This window comes from Candidatus Competibacteraceae bacterium, assembly GCA_016713505.1.
Classification (GTDB): domain Bacteria; phylum Pseudomonadota; class Gammaproteobacteria; order Competibacterales; family Competibacteraceae; genus Competibacter_A.
Window position 1 is genome coordinate 2,058,017 of the sequence record JADJPA010000001.1, and the last position, 21,240, is coordinate 2,079,256.

At 58.6% G+C, this 21,240-nt stretch carries 16 protein-coding genes, 1 pseudogene and 2 riboswitches; of the genes and pseudogenes, 4 read left to right on the top strand and 13 right to left on the bottom strand.

Going from position 1 to position 21,240, the window contains the following annotated elements; all coding sequences use genetic code 11:
* Window positions 1-6: 6 nt before the first annotated feature.
* From galU to IPK09_09315, 4 genes and pseudogenes are all read right to left on the bottom strand, one after another.
* A complete protein-coding gene (gene galU, locus IPK09_09300) occupies window positions 7-1,029 on the bottom strand; it encodes a UTP--glucose-1-phosphate uridylyltransferase GalU (protein MBK7983808.1) in 1,023 nt (340 codons plus the stop codon).
* Between the two features lie 114 nt (window positions 1,030-1,143).
* Complete coding sequence (locus IPK09_09305; protein ID MBK7983809.1) at window positions 1,144-2,262, bottom strand: methyltransferase; 1,119 nt, start codon at window positions 2,260-2,262, stop codon at window positions 1,144-1,146.
* Window positions 2,259-2,887 (bottom strand): annotated as a pseudogene (locus tag IPK09_09310) (TetR/AcrR family transcriptional regulator). Before IPK09_09310 ends, IPK09_09305 begins: the two are co-directional and overlap by 4 nt.
* Before the next feature lie 128 nt (window positions 2,888-3,015).
* Window positions 3,016-4,971, bottom strand: a complete 1,956-nt coding sequence (locus IPK09_09315) for an AAA family ATPase (GenBank protein MBK7983810.1) — start codon at window positions 4,969-4,971, stop codon at window positions 3,016-3,018.
* A 72-nt stretch (window positions 4,972-5,043) separates the two neighbouring features.
* Between IPK09_09315 and IPK09_09320 the strand changes: the two genes are divergently transcribed.
* Entirely contained in the window at window positions 5,044-5,220 is a 177-nt protein-coding gene (locus IPK09_09320; GenBank protein ID MBK7983811.1) for a hypothetical protein, read from the top strand.
* A 35-nt stretch (window positions 5,221-5,255) separates the two neighbouring features.
* Here IPK09_09320 and clpB read toward each other — a convergent pair whose 3' ends face one another.
* The 3 genes from clpB to IPK09_09335 all read right to left on the bottom strand — a co-directional run bounded on the left by clpB (window position 5,256) and on the right by IPK09_09335 (window position 12,935).
* Complete coding sequence (clpB, locus tag IPK09_09325; protein ID MBK7983812.1) at window positions 5,256-7,862, bottom strand: ATP-dependent chaperone ClpB; 2,607 nt, start codon at window positions 7,860-7,862, stop codon at window positions 5,256-5,258.
* Window positions 7,863-8,077: 215 nt separating this feature from the next.
* Window positions 8,078-10,156 (bottom strand): hypothetical protein, encoded by a 2,079-nt coding sequence (locus IPK09_09330; protein MBK7983813.1) that lies wholly within the window; start codon window positions 10,154-10,156, stop codon window positions 8,078-8,080.
* A gap of 164 nt (window positions 10,157-10,320) precedes the next feature.
* Window positions 10,321-10,406: riboswitch (cyclic di-GMP riboswitch) on the bottom strand.
* 162 nt (window positions 10,407-10,568) lie between these two features.
* Window positions 10,569-12,935, bottom strand: a complete 2,367-nt coding sequence (locus IPK09_09335) for a DUF4214 domain-containing protein (protein ID MBK7983814.1) — start codon at window positions 12,933-12,935, stop codon at window positions 10,569-10,571.
* A gap of 137 nt (window positions 12,936-13,072) precedes the next feature.
* Window positions 13,073-13,158, bottom strand: a riboswitch (cyclic di-GMP riboswitch).
* Window positions 13,159-13,274: 116 nt separating this feature from the next.
* On the opposite strand from IPK09_09335, the gene IPK09_09340 reads away from it, so the two are divergent.
* On the top strand, window positions 13,275-13,682 hold the full coding sequence (locus IPK09_09340) for a YjbQ family protein (protein MBK7983815.1): 408 nt from the start codon (window positions 13,275-13,277) through the stop codon (window positions 13,680-13,682).
* 34 nt (window positions 13,683-13,716) lie between these two features.
* On the opposite strand, the gene IPK09_09345 is transcribed toward IPK09_09340, so the two are convergent.
* The 3 genes from IPK09_09345 to IPK09_09355 are packed head-to-tail and all read right to left on the bottom strand — an operon-like array spanning window position 13,717 to window position 16,367.
* Complete coding sequence (locus IPK09_09345) at window positions 13,717-14,127, bottom strand: cytochrome C (protein ID MBK7983816.1); 411 nt, start codon at window positions 14,125-14,127, stop codon at window positions 13,717-13,719.
* Between the two features lie 12 nt (window positions 14,128-14,139).
* Complete coding sequence (locus IPK09_09350) at window positions 14,140-15,213, bottom strand: metallophosphoesterase (GenBank protein MBK7983817.1); 1,074 nt, start codon at window positions 15,211-15,213, stop codon at window positions 14,140-14,142.
* Window positions 15,210-16,367 carry a c-type cytochrome gene (locus tag IPK09_09355; protein ID MBK7983818.1) on the bottom strand — a complete coding sequence of 386 codons (1,158 nt, stop codon included), beginning with the start codon at window positions 16,365-16,367 and terminating at the stop codon, window positions 15,210-15,212. Before IPK09_09355 ends, IPK09_09350 begins: the two co-directional genes overlap by 4 nt.
* Window positions 16,368-16,538: 171 nt before the next feature.
* Here IPK09_09355 and IPK09_09360 point away from each other — a divergent pair, with 171 nt between their 5' ends.
* Window positions 16,539-17,474, top strand: a complete 936-nt coding sequence (locus IPK09_09360; protein ID MBK7983819.1) for a LysR family transcriptional regulator — start codon at window positions 16,539-16,541, stop codon at window positions 17,472-17,474.
* 44 nt (window positions 17,475-17,518) lie between these two features.
* On the opposite strand, the gene IPK09_09365 is transcribed toward IPK09_09360, so the two are convergent.
* Window positions 17,519-18,691 (bottom strand): PLP-dependent transferase, encoded by a 1,173-nt coding sequence (locus tag IPK09_09365; GenBank protein ID MBK7983820.1) that lies wholly within the window; start codon window positions 18,689-18,691, stop codon window positions 17,519-17,521.
* Between the two features lie 151 nt (window positions 18,692-18,842).
* On the opposite strand from IPK09_09365, the gene IPK09_09370 reads away from it, so the two are divergent.
* Window positions 18,843-19,466, top strand: coding sequence for a TenA family protein (locus IPK09_09370; protein MBK7983821.1), 624 nt, complete (start codon window positions 18,843-18,845; stop codon window positions 19,464-19,466).
* 45 nt (window positions 19,467-19,511) lie between these two features.
* On the opposite strand, the gene pgeF is transcribed toward IPK09_09370, so the two are convergent.
* Both pgeF and rluD read right to left on the bottom strand, forming a co-directional pair.
* Window positions 19,512-20,261, bottom strand: coding sequence for a peptidoglycan editing factor PgeF (gene pgeF / locus IPK09_09375; protein ID MBK7983822.1), 750 nt, complete (start codon window positions 20,259-20,261; stop codon window positions 19,512-19,514).
* Entirely contained in the window at window positions 20,258-21,214 is a 957-nt protein-coding gene (gene rluD, locus IPK09_09380; protein ID MBK7983823.1) for a 23S rRNA pseudouridine(1911/1915/1917) synthase RluD, read from the bottom strand. Before rluD ends, pgeF begins: the two co-directional genes overlap by 4 nt.
* Between the last annotated feature and the right edge of the window lie 26 nt (window positions 21,215-21,240).

Genomic DNA, 21,240 nt, shown 5'->3' on the forward strand with positions numbered 1-21,240 from the left:
CCGGCTTTATTGATCCAACGAGCCCAGCAATCGAGATTCGGAATAAGCCAGCGCCCTATCTTCCGCAGGTTCAGATTTGTTGAGACGATACGAGTTCGCTCGCAGATACGCTTGGAATTGTTCGCCCAGTTCGGGATGGCGCGCGCCGTACTCAACCGTCGCCACCAGATAGCCGAGCTTGCTGCCGCAATCGTGACGCCGGCCGGAAAATTCGTAGGCCAGCACTTGTTCTTCATTCAGGAGGGCGGCGATGCCGTCGGTCAGTTGGATTTCGTTGCCCGCGCCGCGCGGGATGGTTTGCAGCAAATCGAAAATGCGCGAAGTGAGGATATAGCGGCCCACCACCGCCAGATTGGAAGGCGCGTCGGCTGGTTTCGGCTTTTCGATGATGCCGTCGACGTTGTTGAGCCGGTCGGCGAACGGCAGCGGGTGGACGATGCCGTATTTGTGGGTTTCTTCTTGCGGCACCCGCTCCACGCCCAGGATCGAGCATTGGTATTTGTTGAAATGACGCGTCATCTGAGTGAGTGCGCCGCCTTCCGTCGCGTCTTCCTCGATCAGATCATCGGCCAGGATGACCGCGAAGGGTTCGTTGCCCACCACCGGCCGGGCGCACAGCACCGCATGGCCCAGACCCAGCGCTTCGGCTTGGCGCACGTAGACGCATTCGACCCCGGTGGGGACGATCTTGCGCACCATTTCCAGCAGGTCGGTTTTGCCGCGCATTTCCAGTTCGACTTCCAATTCGTAGGCTTTGTCGAAATGGTCGGCGATGGCGTTCTTGGTGCGGCCGATGATGAAAACCAAGGTATCCACGCCGGCCGCCACCGCTTCCTCGACGCCGTACTGAATCAGGGGCTTGTCCACGATGGGAAGCATTTCCTTGGGGCTGGCCTTCGTCGCCGGCAGGAACCGCGTCCCAAGGCCGGCCACGGGGAATACCGCCTTGCGCACTTGCCGTTTCACCTTGTTCACCTCTCTGGTTTTGCTGTCTGGCTGGGTTGCCGATGGCGGTGCATTGTCCGGCATCGCGTCCGGTCGGACAAGCAAAACCCGCAGAGATACCCGCATTTTACCCCTTCAAGCATCATGCGATGACGGTGCAGCCACATAGGCTCAGGGCTTCAAGATGGCTGATCGATTTCAATTATCGATTCGGATAATTAGTATCTTAGCGAACGAGCGCAGATCGACGACCCCTTCTAGTCGCCAGCCGCTCCTTTCAATCAGATTCCGCCACTGTGCGAGCGTGCGTTCCCGACCGCCCGCGCCGACGAACATCTGAAGATCGAAGGTCGCGCTGGTGAGATCGGCTCGTGTCTCCGGCACGATTAATTCCATGATCGCGGCCCGCGCGCCGGTGTCCGCGCTGGCAGCGGCGAGATTACCCAGAATTCGACCGCACGCCTCATCGTCAAAACCGTGTAAAACCGCGCTAAGCAGGTAGATATCCTTGGCGCTGACGGCTGGCGGTATGACTTCAAACACATCACCCGCTTGAAAATGCAGGCGGGCTAGCAGATCCGGTGCTTCACGCCCGATCCAATAACGCTCTGCTTCTTTGATTACGGAAGCGCGATCCACCACCAACGCCTGCAATCGGGGATGTTGCTTGAGGATGACGGCAGATTTGCTGCCTTTGCCGCCGCCGAGATCGATGATCCGGTCGAATTGGCTCCAGTCGAAATCCCGCGCGAAACTGTCGCCCGCCAATGCTTCCACGCTATCCATCGCCTGCGCAAATAGGGCATCGAAATCAGGATGCTGATCCATGTAATCGAACAGCGCCTGACCGTGGGTCAGCTCAAACGGCGTCTCGCCGGTTCTAACGCCCTGCTCCAGTTGCTCGTACCAGGGGCGGCTCATGGCGTCGGAATTGTGCATGAGGATCATGGCACGGACGTTGCCCGGCTCGTCGGTGCGCAAGTACCTGGAAAGTCGATTGTTGGCGAAGGTGCGCGGCGCGGTTTCCTCGAACACGCCCGCCGCCGCCAGCAGCCGCAGCAGTCGGTAAACCGTATCCGGCCCGGCGGCCACGCGGGCGGCGATGTCTTCCGCCGTCCGGGGCTGACCGCCCAGCACGGTGGCGATATCGAGCCGCGCCACCACGTACAGCGCCCGCGACTGCCAAAACGCCGAGCCGATCTGCACCAGCCGAAACGGCGGCGGCGTCATATTGTTGGGGAGATTCTGCATCCAATGGGCGAACCGCCATAGCCAGGCAAAGCGGCGCACAGCTCCTGCCTGTTTTTGAAAGGTCATGGTTTTTTCTCCGGCGCGACCGGCGCAAGACCCGCCGCAAACAGGTGGCCATTGAAACGGGCCAGATTTTCCAGGAAGTCGGCGTCCAGCGGGCGCTCCATCTGTTCCTCGAAGATGTCCTTGAGCAGCATCGGCGTCATGGCAAGACTGACAAACGCCATCCGCACGATGTCCGGGTCGATGGCGGGGGCAATCTGACCCCGATGCTGGAGATCGGCCACCTTGCGCGCCCCGCGCGTGCGGCCGCGTTCGAGCAGTTGCTGGATAAAGCGGCGACCCGGCCCTTGATTCAAAGCCAGCACTTTGAGAATCAGCCGGGGAATTCCGGCCGTTGGCGCATGGTGTCGTAATAGAGCTGAAAGAAGCCGGTGAAACCCGTCACCGAGGACAGCAAAGGCCCATCCAACACCGCCAGCAGCGGGCTTAGGGTCTCCCGGATCATCTCTTCGTACAGTCCTTCCTTGTTGCCGAAGTAGTAGCGGATCATGGAGACGTTGGCGTTGGCCTGCTGGGCGATCCGCCGGGTGGTGACGTTGTGATAGTCATCCGCCAGAAAGCAATCCAGCGCGGCTCTGAGCAGCCGCTCACGGACGGAATCAGAGGTTTGTTGGGCGACCACGATCAGGGCTTTTCCTTATTGCCGACGACCGTGGCAGAGTAGCATTGCGCAGAGAAAGAATTACAGCGATTTCGTTAATCAAATCGGGGGGATTGATTGATGAGATCACATTTAATAGTAGAGGTTCCTTATATTCATAGCACCCCATTAAGTTTTATAAATACCCTCTCAAAGCGGCCCAACTCTTCCGGGCTTAGTGATGAAGCTTTGAGTGCTGGCAAGACCGCTTGGGCAACACGATAGTGATTAAATCCACCATCCTTAAACAGCAAAATATCTTTCTCTTTTAGCCAATGGTTGATCCGCTCGACTATACGAGGTTGTGCACCAAGTTCGCTGGTTTTCAGCGCTAAGCCCTTCAACTCTTTAACATACACTCTATTAAAGGCGGCAATATATGCGTCAGTCGGCAGCAAATCCTCGATATCCGCCTCACTCGGCACCGGACTGAGGAATATGGAAAAATCGAGTACGCGCTTTCGCTCAATCAGCTTTTGCCGGATCACATCTTCAAGTTTTTGGTGTGGTATGCTCGCACGATTATGCAATACTGCGAGACTAAGTTTATTAGCTCCCAGCAGCGCGATGAATGTAGCCAACTTATCAAGCCCACCAACTGGCACAAGAATGGCGTCGCCGAGTCCCTGTTTACCCTTGGCCTCCAGCAGAGCGCTCATATGTTGCAGGATTATCAAATCTGCTGGGCCTTCGATTAGGATATTCTTCTTGGCAACAAATAGGTTCTGAGCAATGGAGTAACCAAGGGCGGCCTGCAAAGGAAAGACGCTTTCTTCCGACGACCTGGCCAAATCTTCAGTGATTTTGGTACCTTCTTTGATGTGATCCTCGACAACGCGCACATCGCTAAGATGCACGCTGTCCACCATAAAAGGAGAATGGGTCGTATAGATAATCTGGTGCTTATTTGACAACTCGCGTATGTATTCCAAAAGATCGGCTTGAGCTAAAGCGTGCAAGTTCAATCCTGGCTCGTCCAGTAGCAGGATGAGAGCATCATCTGTTGAAGCGCGTGACTGTACAGCGTCGAACCAAGTGATAAAGCTGAAAAACCAGATAAATCCTTTGCTACGCTGGTCAAAAGGTACGGTCACTCCATGCCGCCGATTCCTTATACGGATGTAGAGATTGACACCATTGTTATACGGCGCAACGTCCTTAGTGTCTGTTTTTAAATCGAACTCTACATCCAAGTCCTTATTTTGCCTCCAGAAATCAAAAATTCTCTGCGTAATACTCAAGCCAATTGCTTCTAGTTTAGCTTTGGCAATTTCGTAACCCTCCTCGCTCATAAGTTCTTGTAGTGTTGTACCAGCAAGTTCCATAAGTCCCTGTGCTGTCTCGTCAGCATCAGTTATCTGCTTTGCCGCTTCACGCTGCTGCAACGATGGCAGATTGATCTTCCCTTCAAGCAGCTTATAGTCATCAAAATACAAAAACTTTGGTAGTTTTGGCCCTAGATATTCCCGCCAGATATAACCTTCAATAAGTTTCCAACCTCCAGTAGTAGCCCGTGCACGCCACGTAGCCGCGAAAGCAGCTAGTTTGCTGTCCACGGACAAACTGAGACTCTCGATCTTTTGGATTACGGTTTCCAGATCTATAGCATCAGCAAAAACCTCATCCTTATGCTCTAATTCACCCATACTCACTTTTAGTGCAGAAAGGGCCAATTCTTCATTAATAGAAAATCCAACAGTGTGTGTATTAGCAATTGTTGTGTTGTATGTGAATATATCACCAGCAGTGACAACCTCCATTCTGGAAAATACCTCCTTGTTAACCCTGTCGGCAAGCTCTTTCTCAATACGGAACGTCAGCTCAACAACCCGTTGATACTTTTCAGCTTCATGTTGAGGGCGATACCGCACCAAATCTTTGCGTGGATAATCATAAATAAAATCGTACTTCGGTGAGCCTACTGGCAATGCTTTGTGAAGAGCTTCAAGAAAGGCTGTTTTACCTGATTCGTTTTTACCAACAAGCACTGTCACGTCATCGGCCAGCAAAACTGGTGTAGAATCCTCAATGCACTTGTATTTCCAGACTTGCGCCTTAATCAGAGCCAGCATATTCTCTCCTTGAGAACTTTTCTATTTGGCCAATTTATCTATCTAAGGATTACCGCTTATTAGGATTGCTTAATGAAGATCGATATGAGCCGGGAAGCGGTGACAAATCGCCTGAAAACCGTCGAACAATTGCGAAAGCTTTGTCTTTCGCTCGCTAATTCGAGCGCGGGTAAACAAATCAGAACGCAATTTCCAAATAACAAATCTGTTCAGAAAACGGAAAAGGCTTTAGGAAACAAACGTGATTAAACCGCCGAAGCGCCTTTCGGCGCTCCGGTTTTACTTCACTTGGCGAGCTTATCGCCCGACCGTTTGCGAAATTCCAATCCCTCCTTGCCCGCTTCTACCACCACGGTATCGCCCGGTCCAAATTCCCCGGCCAGAATCCGCCGCGCCAGCGGATTTTCCAACTCCTGCTGGATCGCCCGCTTGAGCGGCCGCGCGCCGTAGACCGGATCGAATCCCGCCTCGCCGAGCTTGTCCAGCGCCGCCGTTGCGACCTCCAGACCCATCTGTCGGTCGGCCAGCCGCTTGCGCAGATAACCGATCTGAATATCGGCAATCGAACGAATCTGCTCGCGACCCAGCGGATGGAATACCACCACCTCGTCGATGCGGTTGATGAACTCCGGCCGGAAATGATCCGACACTTGAGTCATCACCATGCTTTTCATCAGCGTGTAGTTATTCTGCGCCGCCATCTCCTGAATCATCTGCGAGCCAAGATTCGAGGTCATCACGATCACGGTGTTGCGGAAATCCACAGTGCGGCCCTGACCGTCGGTCAAGCGGCCGTCGTCCAAAACCTGCAACAGCACATTGAATACGTCCTGGTGCGCCTTTTCGACCTCATCCAGCAAAATCACCGAATACGGCCGCCGCCGGATCGCCTCAGTCAAATAGCCGCCCTCGTCGTAGCCGACATAGCCCGGCGGCGCACCGATCATCCGCGACACGGAATGTTTTTCCATGAATTCCGACATGTCGATCCGAACCATCGCTTCCTCGGTGTCGAACAAAAACGCCGCCAGCGCCTTGCACAATTCGGTCTTGCCGACGCCGGTCGGGCCGAGGAACAAGAATGAGCCGTTGGGCCGGTTAGGATCGGACAGCCCCGCCCGCGAGCGGCGGATCGCATCGCTGACCGCTTTGACCGCTTCATCCTGCCCCACCACCCGCTTGCGGATCACCTCTTCCATCCGCAACAGCTTGTCGCGCTCGCCTTCCAGCATCTTGGACACCGGAATCCCGGTCCATTTGGACACCACCTCGGCGATTTCCTCGTCAGTGACTTTATTGCGCAATAGCTTGAATTGCACGCCGTCACCCGACTCCGCCGCCGTGGCCTGGGTCAGTTTTCGCTCCAATTCGGGAATGCGGCCGTAGCTCAACTCCGACATCCGCGCCAGATCACCGGCCCGGCGGGCGGTATCCAATTCCAATTTGGCCCGCTCCAATTCTTCCTTGACTTGCGCCGAACCGTGCAGCGCCAGCTTTTCCGCTTTCCAGACTTCCTCGAAATCGCTGTACTCCTTTTCCAGCTTACTGATTTCCTGCTCCAGCAGTTCCAGCCGCTTCTTGGATGCCTCGTCGCTTTCCTTCTTTAGCGCCTCGCGTTCGATCTTCAACTGAATCAAGCGCCGCTCCAGCCGATCCATCGCTTCCGGCTTGGAGTCGATCTCCATGCGGATGCGCGAGGCCGCCTCGTCGATCAGGTCGATGGCCTTGTCCGGTAAATTGCGGTCGGTGATGTAGCGGTGCGACAGGGTGGCGGCGGCGACGATGGCCGGGTCGGTGATTTCCACGCCGTGATGCACTTCGTAACGCTCGTTTAGGCCGCGCAGAATGGCGATGGTGTCCTCGACGCTCGGCTCGTTGACCAGCACCTTTTGAAAGCGCCGTTCCAGCGCCGCGTCCTTCTCGACATATTTACGATATTCGTCCAGCGTGGTCGCGCCGATGCAATGCAATTCGCCGCGCGCCAGCGCCGGTTTCAGCATGTTGCCGGCGTCCATCGCACCCTCGGCCTTACCCGCGCCGACCATCGTATGCAATTCGTCGATGAACAGGATGATCTGGCCTTCCTGCTTGGCGAGATCGTTAAGCACCGCCTTCAACCGCTCCTCGAACTCGCCGCGAAACTTCGCCCCCGCGATCAACGCGCCCATGTCGAGCGCCAGCACCCGCTTGTTCTTCAAACCTTCCGGCACCTCGGCGTTGATGATCCGCTGGGCCAGCCCTTCGACGATGGCGGTTTTGCCGACGCCGGGTTCGCCGATCAGCACCGGATTGTTCTTGGTGCGCCGCTGCAACACCTGAATGGTGCGGCGGATTTCGTCGTCGCGGCCGATCACCGGATCGAGCTTGCCCTGCTCGGCCCGCTCGGTCAGGTCGATGGTGTATTTTTCCAGCGCCTGCCGCTGCTCCTCGGCGTTGGGATCGTCGACCTTATGACCGCCGCGCATCGCCTCGATGCCGCGCTCGATCAGGGTCTTGGTCGCGCCGGCCTTATGCAGCATCGCGCCCAGTTCGCCCTTGTCCTCTAGCGCCGCCAGCACGAATAATTCGGATGAGATGTAGGCGTCCTTGCGCTGCTGGGCCAGTTTGTCGGTCAAATTCAGCACCCGCGACAGGGCGTTGGAGATTTGCACGTCGCCACCCGCGCCTTCGACGCGCGGCAAGCGATCCAACGCCTCGCCGATCTGCGAGCGCAACAGGTTGACGTTGACATCGGCCTGCGCCAGCAACGGTCGCACCGTGCCGCCGTCCTGATCGAGCAACGCCGCCAGCACATGCACCGGTTCGATAAATTGATGGTCGCGACCGATCGCCAAGCTTTGAGCTTCGCTCAGCGCCAGTTGAAATTTGTTGGTCAGTTTGTCCATGCGCATGGCTAGGTACCCCTGTAAACGCAAAATTTCTTCATAAATTGGGTGCGGATCGGGGGAAATTCAAGACTGGTGGCCATTCGAATACCGCAATATCGGCAACGATTTTATCGGGCTAGGTGCATAAAAAAGGCGGTGGAAACCGTGTCTCCACCGCCTTCAGGTCTGTTGCTTCTAGCGACGATCCCTGCCGCCTTGGCGTACAACGTTCTCGAAACTCAGCGTTTCTTGAAGTTGATGTTGGCCGTGCACACGTTATTGGCGCAATTGGTGTTCGAGCCGCCAAAGGTGTAGCCGGTCGCCGGAACCGCTTTCAGCGTCACCGTAGTCCCCATCGGGAAAACCGCGCTGCACACCGCGCCGCAGTTGATGCCGGCCGGGCTGCTGGTCACCGTGCCGCCGCCGCTGAGCACCACTTTGAAGGTATAAGTGTTGCTCTTGGTCTGCGTCTTGTTGAAGGTCGCCTTGACGCTCTTGGCCGCACTCATCGGCACCGTGCAGGTTCCGGTTCCCGTGCACGCGCCGCTCCAACCCGCGAACGTGGAGCCGCTGGCGGGCGTTGCGGTTAAGGTCACGTTGGTCCCGCTGGCGAATCCATAGGAACACGCCGATCCGCAGTTGACGCCGGCGGGATTGCTGACGACCGTGCCCGCTCCCGATCCCGCCTTGGTGACGGTTAAGGTGTATTTGGCGCTGGTGGTTTGCGCCTTGAAGGTCGCGGTGACGTTTTTAGCGGCGTTCATGGTGACGGCGCAGGCGGCCGTTCCGGTGCACGCGCCGCTCCAGCCGGCGAAGGTCGAGCCGGCGGCCGGAACGGCGTTGAGCGTCACGTTGGTTCCGCCGGCGTAGTTCTCGCTGCAATCGCTGCCGCAGTTGATGCCGGCCGGACTGCTGCTGACCGTCCCGCTGCCCGATTTGCTCACCGTCAAGGCGTAGGTGGTGGGAGCCGGCGGCGTGACGACCTGGGCGCTGCGAAAGGCCGCCACGGCGGCGCGGGTGTTGTTGAGCGACAGGGTGTTGTTCGCTGAATTGGCCGCCGTTTCGCTGATCCCGCAGGCGATCCCGCCCGCGCAGGTGATCGCCGGATTCGAGAACTTGCCGATCCGGGGGTTGATGTAGCTCATCACCGTGCCGAAGGTGCCGCTGACGCCGTAACCGTACGAATAGGGATAGGCGCCAATCCCGCTGCCGGAGTTGGCCCGGTCGTGCAGGCTGCCCATGTTGTGGCCCAGTTCGTGGACGAAACTCAAATCCAGACAGTAATAACCGGAGCCGTTGACATCTCGCCCGTCGCCGATGACCGAATAGCCGTAGTTGGCATAGCCTGAAATCGGTTGTCCGCCGTAACCGCCGACCCAAGCCACCCCGCAACTACCGCCCGAGGTGGTGTTATTGAACGGCCGGATCAACGACACCAAGTCTGCGCCCTTGCTGGTGCGCAGGTTGGCCACTCCCGCCAAGGCGGGATCGCTCCCGTTGGTCAGCGCGTTCAACGCCGCGTCGTTGGTGGTGGTATCGCTGTAGTTGACTTGTTCTTTGTGAACCAGCCGCAAGTTAATGTAGACGCCGCTGTCCCGATAGGCCTGATTGGATAAGGCCACCAACTGATCCAGCCGGGCCGACAGGCCGCTGCCCAGCCGGCTGGCCAGGCCCGGCGTGTACAAAATCATCACGTCGATGGTGGCCGATGTGGTGTCGGCCGCCATCGGTACGGCCTGAGCGTCGCGCCCGCCCTCGACCCCAGCGCCGGGCTTGTTCCTGGGAATGCGCTTTTTAAGATGTTCCGGCAACGGAATCAGGGCATCGTTCTCGCCGGGTTCGACGGGCGTCAATCCGCTTGCCTGCGTATCGATCAGCCACTCGCCCGCCGCATCGGATTCGATCAAAAACTCGCCGTCCGGGGTCAGGACACGGCCCGATGCGCCGTGCTCGCCGAAGGTGATGACGGCGCGGTAATCGTCGCCGTAATCCTTGAGATAACCCGACCAGGTGACGTTGCCGCTGGGGTGGTCCTGGCGGTTGTCGTAAACCAGCTCATAACTGACGCCGCGCGGCAGCGAAAACCGCGCCTTAGCCTGCAACGGCAGGTCAGCAATGGCCCGGTTGAGCCGGACCGCTTCGCGCCCGACCCTCGCGCGGCCGGCGCGCGCTGCTTGGGGACCGGTCGCTGGCGCTGGAGCGAACAACTCGACGGCGGCCTCCGGCGCGACTGCTTGCGGCTCAGACTCGGCGGCCACCGCCGACAGCCCCGACGCCAGCAGCGTCAAACCGAGGGCGACCACCGAGCAACGACGCACGGGAGAACGGCCTCGAACGGCACTAAAAGAAGAATTATCCTTTTGAAACAAGGACTGATGAAGAAAATTTGCCATGATGACAGCACACCTTTGATTTTGAATGTGCGGTCTCAGGTCAAGCCTTATACGCAGAGAAAAGCCAACGCGCCGCGAACGGCGTTGAATCTGGCGGTTCCGCTGTCATAGGGCAAGGCCCCTTAGACCGGTGACTTTGCGTCACTACCTTTCGGTAGTTATGCCTTTTGCAGATCTTGCGGGGAATAACGTGCGAAGGGTATGCCAACAGCGAGAAGCCCGCCTTCAGGGCGGGCCATCGCTTTACTTCGCTGCAACCATCGACAAAAAGGCCATGCGCTCTCTTGGTCCTATCGCTCGTGGCAGCATTCTCCAGAGCCACGGGCTGCCACCAACATCAATTTAAACAACCTTGATTGATAATTTGCCGAACCCGGCTCTGAAACTCTGGGGATTGCAGGAAGCTGCGTCGCACCTGATCCGAGGTTTGCGCCTTGGTATTCAATTGGTTGACCCAATAATTGAAGCCGCCCAGATCGCCGCCTCGGCGCAGGAAACCGTAATATAAGTCCGCCACGTAGTCGCTACTGCTCCGGTTTCGGCCGCTATATTCAGCGCTCGCGGCAAACTGTCGGGAAATCGACTCCGCCTCCGCGTTCACCGCCGCCGCACTTTGGCATTGCGCTGTACGAAACCGGTTCAACCAGTAGCTAAAACCAGCGCTGTCGGGCAGGCGATTGAGAAAGCCTCGATAAAAATCCACCACCGCATTGATTTCGGCGCGGGCGCTTGCGTCGCCGTACAACCCTTGCATGTAAGTGGCGAACTCGGTCGAAAACACGAACGAGAATAAGACCACGCTGCGCGGCAGACCGGCCGCCAATTGGTTGGTCCAGTAGCTCAATCCGCTGCTGTCGGGCGCGCGGTTGAAGAAAGTGCGGTAGATATCGGTGATGTACTGGCTATTGCTGGTGTTCTTGGCCAAATACTCAGTGCTGGTGAAGAACTGACCGGCCATCACCCGAAAGGCTTCACTGACATCGACCTCCAATCCTTCCAACCGGATGATTTCCGCTTGCCAGAACGCCAAGCCCCCCGCGTCTGGCGCACGATTGAGAATCGATTGATAGTACTGGGCGATCAGGGTTTGGGCGGGGGCGCTGGCTGCGGTGAAGGTCGCCGTGACGCTGCGAGCGGCGCTCATCACAATTTGGCAACTGCCCGTACCGGAACAGGCTCCGCTCCAACCGTTGAAGGTAAAGCCGCTGGCCGGTGTGGCGCTAAGGCTCACACTGGTCCCGCTGGCGTAGTTCTCGCTGCAATCGCTGCCGCAGTTGATGCCGGCCGGACTGCTGCTGACCGTCCCGCTGCCCGATTTGCTCACCGTCAAGGCGTAGGTGGTGGGAGCCGGCGGCGTGACGACCTGGGCGCTGCGAAAGGCCGCCACGGCGGCGCGGGTGTTGTTGAGCGACAGGGTGTTGTTCGCTGAATTGGCCGCCGTTTCGCTGATCCCGCAGGCGATCCCGCCCGCGCAGGTGATCGCCGGATTCGAGAACTTGCCGATCCGGGGGTTGATGTAGCTCATCACCGTGCCGAAGGTGCCGCTGACGCCGTAACCGTACGAATAGGGATAGGCGCCAATCCCGCTGCCGGAGTTGGCCCGGTCGTGCAGGCTGCCCATGTTGTGGCCCAGTTCGTGGACGAAACTCAAATCCAGACAGTAATAACCGGAGCCGTTGACATCTCGCCCGTCGCCGATGACCGAATAGCCGTAGTTGGCATAGCCTGAAATCGGTTGTCCGCCGTAACCGCCGACCCAAGCCACCCCGCAACTACCGCCCGAGGTGGTGTTATTGAACGGCCGGATCAGCGAAACCAAATCCGCGCCGTGGGTATCGCGCAACTTGGCGACATCAGCCAGCGCCGGATCGCTGCCGTCGGTCAGCGCATCGAGCGCGCCATCATTGGTCGTGGTATCGCTATAGTTGACCTGCTGCTTATGGACGAGTCGCAGGTTGATATAAATACCGCTGTCGCGATAGGCCTGATTGGATAAGGCCACCAACTGATCCAGCCGGGCCGACAGGCCGCTGCCCAGCCGGCTGGCCAGGCCCGGCGTGTACAAAATCATCACGTCGATGGTGGCCGATGTGGTGTCGGCCGCCATCGGTACGGCCTGAGCGCCGGCTCCGCGCTTGCTGTTGAGCAGGGGCATTTGAATGCCTTCCGGCAACGGAATGATGGCGTCATCCCCTGCTTCCATCGGCTTCAAACCCGCCGCTTGCGGATCGACCAACCACTCCCCACCGGCATCGGACTCAATCAAAAACTCGCCGTCCGGGGTCAGGATACGGCCCGATGCGCCGTGCTCGCCGAAGGTGATGACGGCGCGGTAATCGTCGCCGTAATCCTTGAGATAACCCGACCAGGTGACGTTGCCGCTGGGGTGGTCCTGGCGGTTGTCGTAAACCAGCTCATAACTGACGCCGCGCGGCAGCGAAAACCGCGCCTTAGCCTGCAACGGCAGGTCAGCAATGGCCCGGTTGAGCCGGACCGCTTCGCGCCCGATCCCCGCACGGCTGGCGCGCATGGGTTGAGCGCCGGTGACTGAGACCGGAGCAAACAGCTCCACGAGCTGATCCGGTGCGGCGGCTTGCGGCTCAGACTCGGCGGCCACCGCCGACAGCCCCGACGCCAGCAGCGTCAAACCGAGGGCGACCGCCCAGCGCCGCCGGAGCGGCAAGCGCCTTTGAACAGCTCGCAAAGAGCCGCTATCACTTTGAAAAACCGAACGATTAAAAAAATTAGCCATGATGACTGCACGCCTTGAACGATGCCTGTGCGGTCTCTGGCCAAGCCATCTACGCAGAGAAAAGCCAACGCGCCGCGAGCGGCGTTGAATCTGGCGGTTCCGCTGTCATAGGGCAAGGCCCCTTAGACCGGTGACTTTGCGTCACTACCTTTCGGTAGTTATGCCTTTTGCAGATTGACTCTTGCACAGAGGAAAATTGCGAATAGTATGCCAAGAGTTACTAATTTTTGAAATAATGCTGATTATTAACTTGATGGTTGCTTGTTGCAAGACGTGGAGCGTATCCCATTCATGAATCACTTTATCCGCTTCAGTACCGGCCGATCCCAACAGCTGATCGACATTACCGAGCGCGTGCGCGCCGTCGCGCGTGAAAGCAAGGTCACGAATGGCTTGATCAACGTCTACGCGCAAGGCGCGACCGCCGCCATCATGATTCAGGAAAATTGGGATGAAAGCGTGCCGCTGGATGTAATCAGCCTGCTGCGCAAATTGATCCCGTCCGGCGTTTGGCTGCACGACCAACAAGACGGCAACGGCGATGCTCACCTGAAGGCAGGTTTGGTCGGCCCGTCCGAAACCATTCCGATCATCGACGGGAAATTAGGCTTATCCACTTGGCAGGGGATTTTTTTCTGCGAATTCGACGGGCCGCGTTCAAACCGGACCGTGGTTTGCACGGTGCTGCCGGCGGGCTAAGCCCACCGGCGCGAGCGACCCGTCAAGCGGTTCTTCAGTGTTTGCCAGGGGCCATCGGCACGCCCCGGCGTTCGTAATTGATATAGGCTTGGATGGCGACCATGCGCGGATCGTCGAGCGCCATCGGCTGTCCTTCCGCCGGATTGCGGATACACCAGTTGATCATATCCGCCACCAGCGCCACCTTTCCGATTTGTTTTTGAAATTTGGGATAGGTCTCCGGATGGGTGTTGGCGGCGTTGGGGTGGCATTGGGCGCAAGAGACGCCGTTGCTGCCCAACGCGCGCGTCCATAGATCGCGTCCCTGTTTCACCACCTCCATGAATTGACCTTCCCAACGCTTTAAATCGTCTTGGGTAAATTCATCGGCCCGCGCGGGCGACACGCTCGCCGCTCCGACCGCGAGCAACAACAGAACCGAATTGACCAGCCTTGATGAACGCATCGGCGTTTTCTCCTAAAAATGAACTTGAGGCGGGATGCGATTTTCCGCAAGTTGATAGGTGGTATCCTCCGGTTGGCCGGTCTTGGGATTGAAGGCCACGGCGCGGCTGGTGTTGTTATACAGGTTGTAGCGTAGGTCCACGTTACCCGTCGCGACGTTGATAAATTGCCAGCCGGTCGCATCGCGCTCGAAAAAAGGATCGGCTCGATTCATCGGCACGGTCAGCTTGGGCAAATGCTGTTCGACTTGCGCGTAAGTCGAGGGATAAGGCCAAGGCCACGCCGTCGCCATCACCGCGTGAAAGCTGATATTGCCGATCTGGTTGTATTGAATCTGATGGACGTGGCCGTAAATGACCGTGACTTTATTGAAAGGCTGCAATAGCGCTTGGATTTGTTCGGCGTCTTCCGTCCAGAAATTCCAACCCTTGTAAATCTTCTGAAGGGGTGAATGCGAAAACACGACGATGGGGGTGTCCTTGCTCACCTTTTGCAAATCGTTTTGCAACCATTGTCGTTGTTGCTCCCCCACCATGAACGGCGAACCGTTGGGGTTATCCAGCCCCGCCATTTCCAACATCCGCTGCTCCGGGGTCGGCCAACGGTTGTGCGTCCACTCATCGTAAGTCAGCACGCTGTTCAACACGATGAAATGCACGCCTTTATGATCGAAACTATGGTATTGAGGGCCGAACAGTTTTTCCCAGTGTTGTCCCAAATCCAGATAATAATCGTGCTCGCCCATCACGTAGTGCACTTTGCCGCTCAACGCTGACATGATTTCAGCGCCATGATCCAGTTCGGCCTTGGCGCCGAGCTGCGCGAGATCGCCTCCGTAGATGATGAAATCAGGCTTGGGCGTCATTAGGTTGGCTTCCGCGACTGCCCGGATCAAGCCACGGTCCCAATTGCGGACGAATTCCGTTCCCCTGATATGTTGGATGTGTGAATCCGAAATATGGGCGAAGGTAAAATTCTCCGCGCTGTTGGCGAAGGCCAATTCCACCAGGCTGACCGGCAACGCGCCGACGGCGGCCAGCGCGCCGGCTCCTTTCAAAAATTCTCGACGGCTGATTTGCGTGCTCATGGCTTCCTCCCGGCTGGTTTGGCGGCGGGCTGGGCGGCGGGCTGGGCGGCCGTCGCCACCTTGGCGAATTGCGGGCTGGTCAGCGCTTCCATAAAGGCGACCAAATCATCGATTTGCGCGTCGGTCAAATTCAACGGACGGATGCCCCCGCTCAGGTAGGGGTTCACCCGTTCGCCTTTTTGATTCACGCCGCCGTTGTTGTAATGCACCATGACTTCACGAAGCGTCTTGAGGCTGCCATCGTGCATATAGGGTGCTGTTACGGCGACATTGCGCAGCGTGGGCGTTTTGAAGGACCCCAATTCATCGATCAAGCTGGTGACCGCGAAACGACCGAGTTCGGAGGTTTTCTTGTCGCCCAGCACGGCTTTATCGACGTTTACACCTTGAGCCTTGGCCTGTAAAAACGATGTCGCCAAACCGGGAACCTGATCTTGAATTTGGTTGATGCCGATACCGATGTTATGAAACCGGCTGTCGGTAAACAGCGCGTGATTGTGCTCGATGGTATGGCAGGACACGCAGCGACCTTCGTTGAGAAACAATGAAAACCCGCGCACTTGCGCTGGGGTCATGGCTTTTTTCTCTCCGCCGAAATAATAATGGTCGAAAGGCGAATCCCCGGCGATCAACGTTCTTTCAAACGCGGCGATGGCTTTGGACACTTCATCCATGGTGATGCCGTCGCCGGATTTAGCGAAGACGGCTTGAAACGCTTTTTGATAATCGGGATCGGTTCTGGCGATTTCCAGCACCGGATCGTGATTGGGTAGCGCCATTTCCACCGGATTCAACAGCGGTTGCATGGATTGGCGCTCCAAGCTGGGTTCGCGCCCATCCCAAAACTGGGATTTAAAATAGGCGGCATTGATGACGGTGGGCGCGTTGCGCGTGCCCCTCAATCCCTGAATGCCTTCGGAAACCGTCTTTAAATCGGTAAACGCCTTATCCGACGCGTGGCAATGGGCGCAGGCGATGTCGCCCGTGGTGCTGAAGCGCCGGTCGTTAAATAATTTTGCGCCCAGCGCGATCTTTTCCGGGGTTTGCGGGTTATCGACGGGGATGGGTAACGGCGGCAACCCCAAAGGTTCTGAGTGCGCCAGTTGGGTTATGATCAACGCACCCAATAATGAAATGACCTGCTTGTGCATCATGCGCTCTCCTATGATCAGCGAGCCCATGGAACCTCGGCTCAATTTAGAGTCTAGAAGTGCGATACCTGCCATCAAGCTCATTTTTTCGATAGGCCTTATCGATAAATTCGATCAAGCTCATTTTTTCGATAGGCCTTATCGATAAATTCGATAGCGTCAGGAGGTTGATCAATGCCGCCACCGGAATTGCACATCACGCTACAAGAATTGCGTTATTTAGTCGCTGTCGCCGAGGAAAAACATTTCGAACGCGCGGCTGAACTTTGCCACGTCAGTCAATCGACGTTGAGCGCCCAGCTTAAAAAACTGGAGGATCAACTCAACGTCACGCTATTCGATCGCAGCCAGCGCCAAGTCACTCCGACGCCAGTGGGCCGAGAAATCATCGCTCAGGCCCGCCTGACCTTGGAGGAAGCGGATAAAATCCAAGAAATCGCCTTGCAACGGCTCGATCCGATGCAAGGTTCCCTGCGCGTCGGCATCATCCCCACGCTGGGTCCGTATTTGATGCCGGCCATTCTGGCGCGGCTGAAAACGGTTTATCCGAAACTGCGGCTGTTCCTGCGCGAGGATTTGACCGACCATTTGCTGCGCCAACTGCGCGGCGGTCAGCTCGATGTGCTGCTCATGGCGCTTCCGGTAAAAAGCGAGGGGGTCGAAACCCTGGCGCTGTTCGAGGAACCGTTCCAAGTCGCGCTGCCGGCCGGCCATCCCTTGACCGCGCGCGTCCAGATCAGGGAAAGGGATTTGAGGGACTACCGCATCTTGCTGCTGGAGGAAGGCCATTGCTTGCGCGATCAAGCGCTGGCGCTTTGTGAGTCGCCCCAAGTGATTGAGGAATTTTCGGCGACCAGTCTGGAAACCTTGCGGCAGATGGTGGCGGTCGGGATCGGTCTCACCCTGTTGCCGGAGTTGGCCATCCGCCTAGCCCAAACCGCCGATTACCAGCATTTGATCGAAATCCGCCCGTTCGCGCCGCCGGCCCCCACCCGCGCCATCGGTTTGGTGTGGCGTCGGAATTTTCCCCGCCAAGCGGCCGTCGAACGGCTGGCGGAGGTCATTCAGAATCATCTACCAGCCGGCCTTACTCACGCCGCAAGGCCCTAGCCGCCCGGCCGAACGCCGGCCCCGCCGTCGATCGAGCGCGCGGATCACAACGCTGATCCCAACGCCTGCGCCAGATCGGCGATGAGATCATCAACGTCCTCAATCCCGACCGACAAGCGCACCAAGCCGTCGTCGAAACCCAGTTGCCGGCGCACCTCCGGCGGCACGGACGCATGGGTCATGATCGCCGGATGTTCGATCAAACTTTCCACGCCGCCCAAGCTCTCCGCCAGCGCAAACAACCGACAGCGGGCGAGAAATTCCTTCACCTCCGTCAGACCGCCGCGCACCACCGCCCCGATCATCCCACCGAACCCTCCTTGCATCTGTCGCCGCGCCAGCAGGTGTTGGGGATGGCTGGGCAAGCCAGGGTAAATCACTCGCTCGATTTTCGGATGCCGCTCCAACCAGGTCGCGACGCGCAGCGCGTTGGCGCTGTGCCGCTCCATGCGCAAACTTAACGTTTTCAGGCCGCGCAAGGCGAGAAAGCTGTCGAACGGCCCCGCGATTCCGCCGATGGCGTTTTGCAGGTAGGTCAATCGCTCGACCAGATCCCGGCCGCGACAGACCGCCACCCCGCCGATGATGTCGGAATGGCCGTTGAGGTATTTGGTGGCCGAATGCAAAACGATATCGAAGCCGTATTCCAACGGCCGCTGCGACCACGGCGTGGCGAAGGTGTTGTCGGCCACGGTCAGAACGCCGCGCGCGCGCCCCACGGCGGCGACCATCTCCAAATCCACCAACTTCATCAGCGGATTGCTAGGGGTCTCCACCCAGATCATCCGGGTTTTCGGCGTCAGCGCCGCCTCCAGGGCCGCGCGGTCGCGCAGGTCGGAATAGGAAAAGGTCAGGCCGGCGCTGCGGCGGCGCACTTGCTCGAACAAGCGACGGGTGCCGCCGTAAATATCGTCCAAGGCCACCAGATGATCGCCCGTATCCAACAACTCCAACACCGTCGAGGTCGCCGCCAGCCCGGACGCGAACGCAAATCCGGCCTCGCCGCCTTCCAGATCGGCCACGCAGCGCTCGTAAGCGAAACGGGTCGGGTTTTGGCTGCGCGAATATTCAAAACCCTGATGCACGCCCGGACTCGATTGCACGTAGGTGGACGTCGCATAAATCGGGGTGACCACCGCGCCGGTGGCCGGATCGGGCGATTGGCCGGCGTGCACGGCGCGGGTGGCGAAACCGAGTGGACGGGAGGAGTCGGTCATGGTCGAAGCCTTGAAAAATGGGTTGCTGCCGGAGAATCGCGAAGGTGGATCGGCCGGCCTATCCCAGAACCACACCGCCGTTTTTCTCCGATAATAAACTTGTGAAACGCCATAATATCGGCATCACACCCGCTTGATAAAGGAATCCCGCATGGCGCTTTCGGACACGCTCTGGCAAGCCAACGCCGATCTGGCACAAGCTTGCCTCAACCAACCCTTCGTGCAAGGCATCGGCAACGGTTCGCTGCCTCGGTCGCGCTTCGCCTGGTATATCGGGCAGGATGCGTTCTACCTGCAAGCCTTCGCCCGCGCCTACACCATCGCCGCCGCCAAGGCGCCAGACTGGATCGGGTTTCGGAAATTGCACGAGCTGGCGGGCGGCGTGTTTCAAGAGCTGGAACTTCATCACATGATCGCCAAGGCGTGGGAACTTGAGTTGGACCGTATCACACCGGGTACGACCACCCGGCGTTATATCGACTTCCTGCTGGCCACGGCTTGGGGACAGGAGACCGGTATCACCCTTGCGGCCATGATGCCTTGCATGAGGCTCTACGCTTGGCTGGGCCAGCAATTGGCTCGCCGCCAACAACAGGCTCATCCCTACAGCGACTGGATAACGACCTACAGCAGCGCCGACTTCGACCAGCTGGCGACCCGGCTGGAACGATTGCTCGACCGTTATACACCGGATACTCCAATCGCCTCCGAGACTTACCGTTACGCCATGCAGTGCGAAACCGATTTTTTTCAGGCTGCTTGGCGGGCTGCCTGAGCCACGGTTCGGGGTTGTCGGCAACGAGAGCGGTCGGCGGTTGCCCTACACCAGCCAAATCAGGCTGGCCATCCGTCCGGTGTCACCGGTTCGACGGTAAGAAAAAAAGCGCTCGGCATCAAGAAAGGTACAGGAATGCCCGCCGTAAATCGCCGTTACAAACAGGCGGCGCAGTTGGAGCCGCGCCAAACCGTAAATATCCGCCAGCCAACGACCGTCGCTGAGAGAGGGATGGAAAAAATGGCCATTCGCCCTATCCTGAGCTAAAAAAGCACCGCGCACTTCATCGCCGACCTCGAAGGCGGTGGGGCCGATGGCCGGCCCCAACCACGCCATCAGATCCATCGGCGGCACCTTCATCCGCGCCACGGTCTTAGCAATCACCCCGGCGACCAGCCCGCGCCAACCGGCATGAACGGCGGCCACCACCGTACCGGCGCGATCACATAACAAGATCGGCAAGCAATCGGCGGTCAGCACCACGCACGGCTTGCCGGATTCGCGGGTCCAGGCGGCATCGGCGGCGACCGGATCGGCGACCGTTTCGGCGGCCACCACCTGATTGCCGTGCACTTGCTGCAACCACGCCGGTTCGGAGGGATAGCCGGCCACCACCGCCAGCCGCCGCCGGTTTTCGGCGACGTGGAGCGACGCATCGCCGACGTGGCTGGCCAAGTTCAAACTATCGTAGGGTGGCGCGCTGGTCCCGCCCCGGCGGGTCGTGCTCACCGCCAATACGCCGGGGGGGGTCGGCCAGGCCGGTACGATCAAATGTTCGAGTTTGAGCTCATTCATGTTGGATCCCTACTCTCGCTCAAAGCCGCCAACAAGTCCGCCAAATCCGCGGGAGTGTCCGCCCGCCATTCCAATCGCTCGCCGCTGACGGGATGCGTCAAGGCCAGCCGCGCGGCGTGTAGCGCTTGGCGCTGGAAGTTTCGAATCGCCTCAAGACACTGGGGCGACGCTTCGGGGGGCAAGCGCGGCCGGCCCCCGTAGATTGGATCACCCAGGAGCGGCAACCGAAGATGCGCCAGGTGAACCCGAATCTGATGGGTGCGGCCGGTTTCCAGCTTGACCCGCAACAAGGTGTGGGCGCGAAACCGGCGCAGCACCCGGTAATGAGTCACCGCCGGCTTGCCGCCGGCCACTACCGCCATCCGCTGCCGGTCGACGGGATGGCGGCCGATGGGCGCCTCCACCGTACCGCCTGCAACCGGCGTTCCATTGACCACCGCCAGATACTCCCGCTCGATGCGCCGCGCCTGCAACTGTTCGACCAATGCGGTATGGGCGCGCAGGCTGCGAGCGACCACCAGCAGGCCGGTGGTATCCTTGTCCAAGCGATGCACCAGCCCGGCGCGCGGCAGCGCGGCCAGTTCGGGGGCGTGATGGAGCAGCGCATTGACTAAGGTGCCGTCGCGGTTACCCGCCGCGGGATGCGCCACCAGTCCGGCCGGTTTGTCGATCACCAGCACGTCCTCGTCCTGATAGCAAATCGCCAACGGAATGTCTTGCGCGAGCGCGCGGGTTTCCGGCTCCAACACCGGTTCGCCGCTGACGGTTTCTCCGCCGGCCACCGGATCGCGGGGCCGGCAAATCCGACCGTTCACTTGTAACTGACCGGCTTTGAGCCACTGCTGCAAACGGCTGCGCGAATAGGCCGGCAGCAGCGCCGCCAACGCCTGATCGAGCCGCATCCCCGCGCAATCAGCGGGTATTTGACAAGCGATGCGTCCGCCGGTCGCCATGATGGTTTTTAACGGTTCGAGCGTTA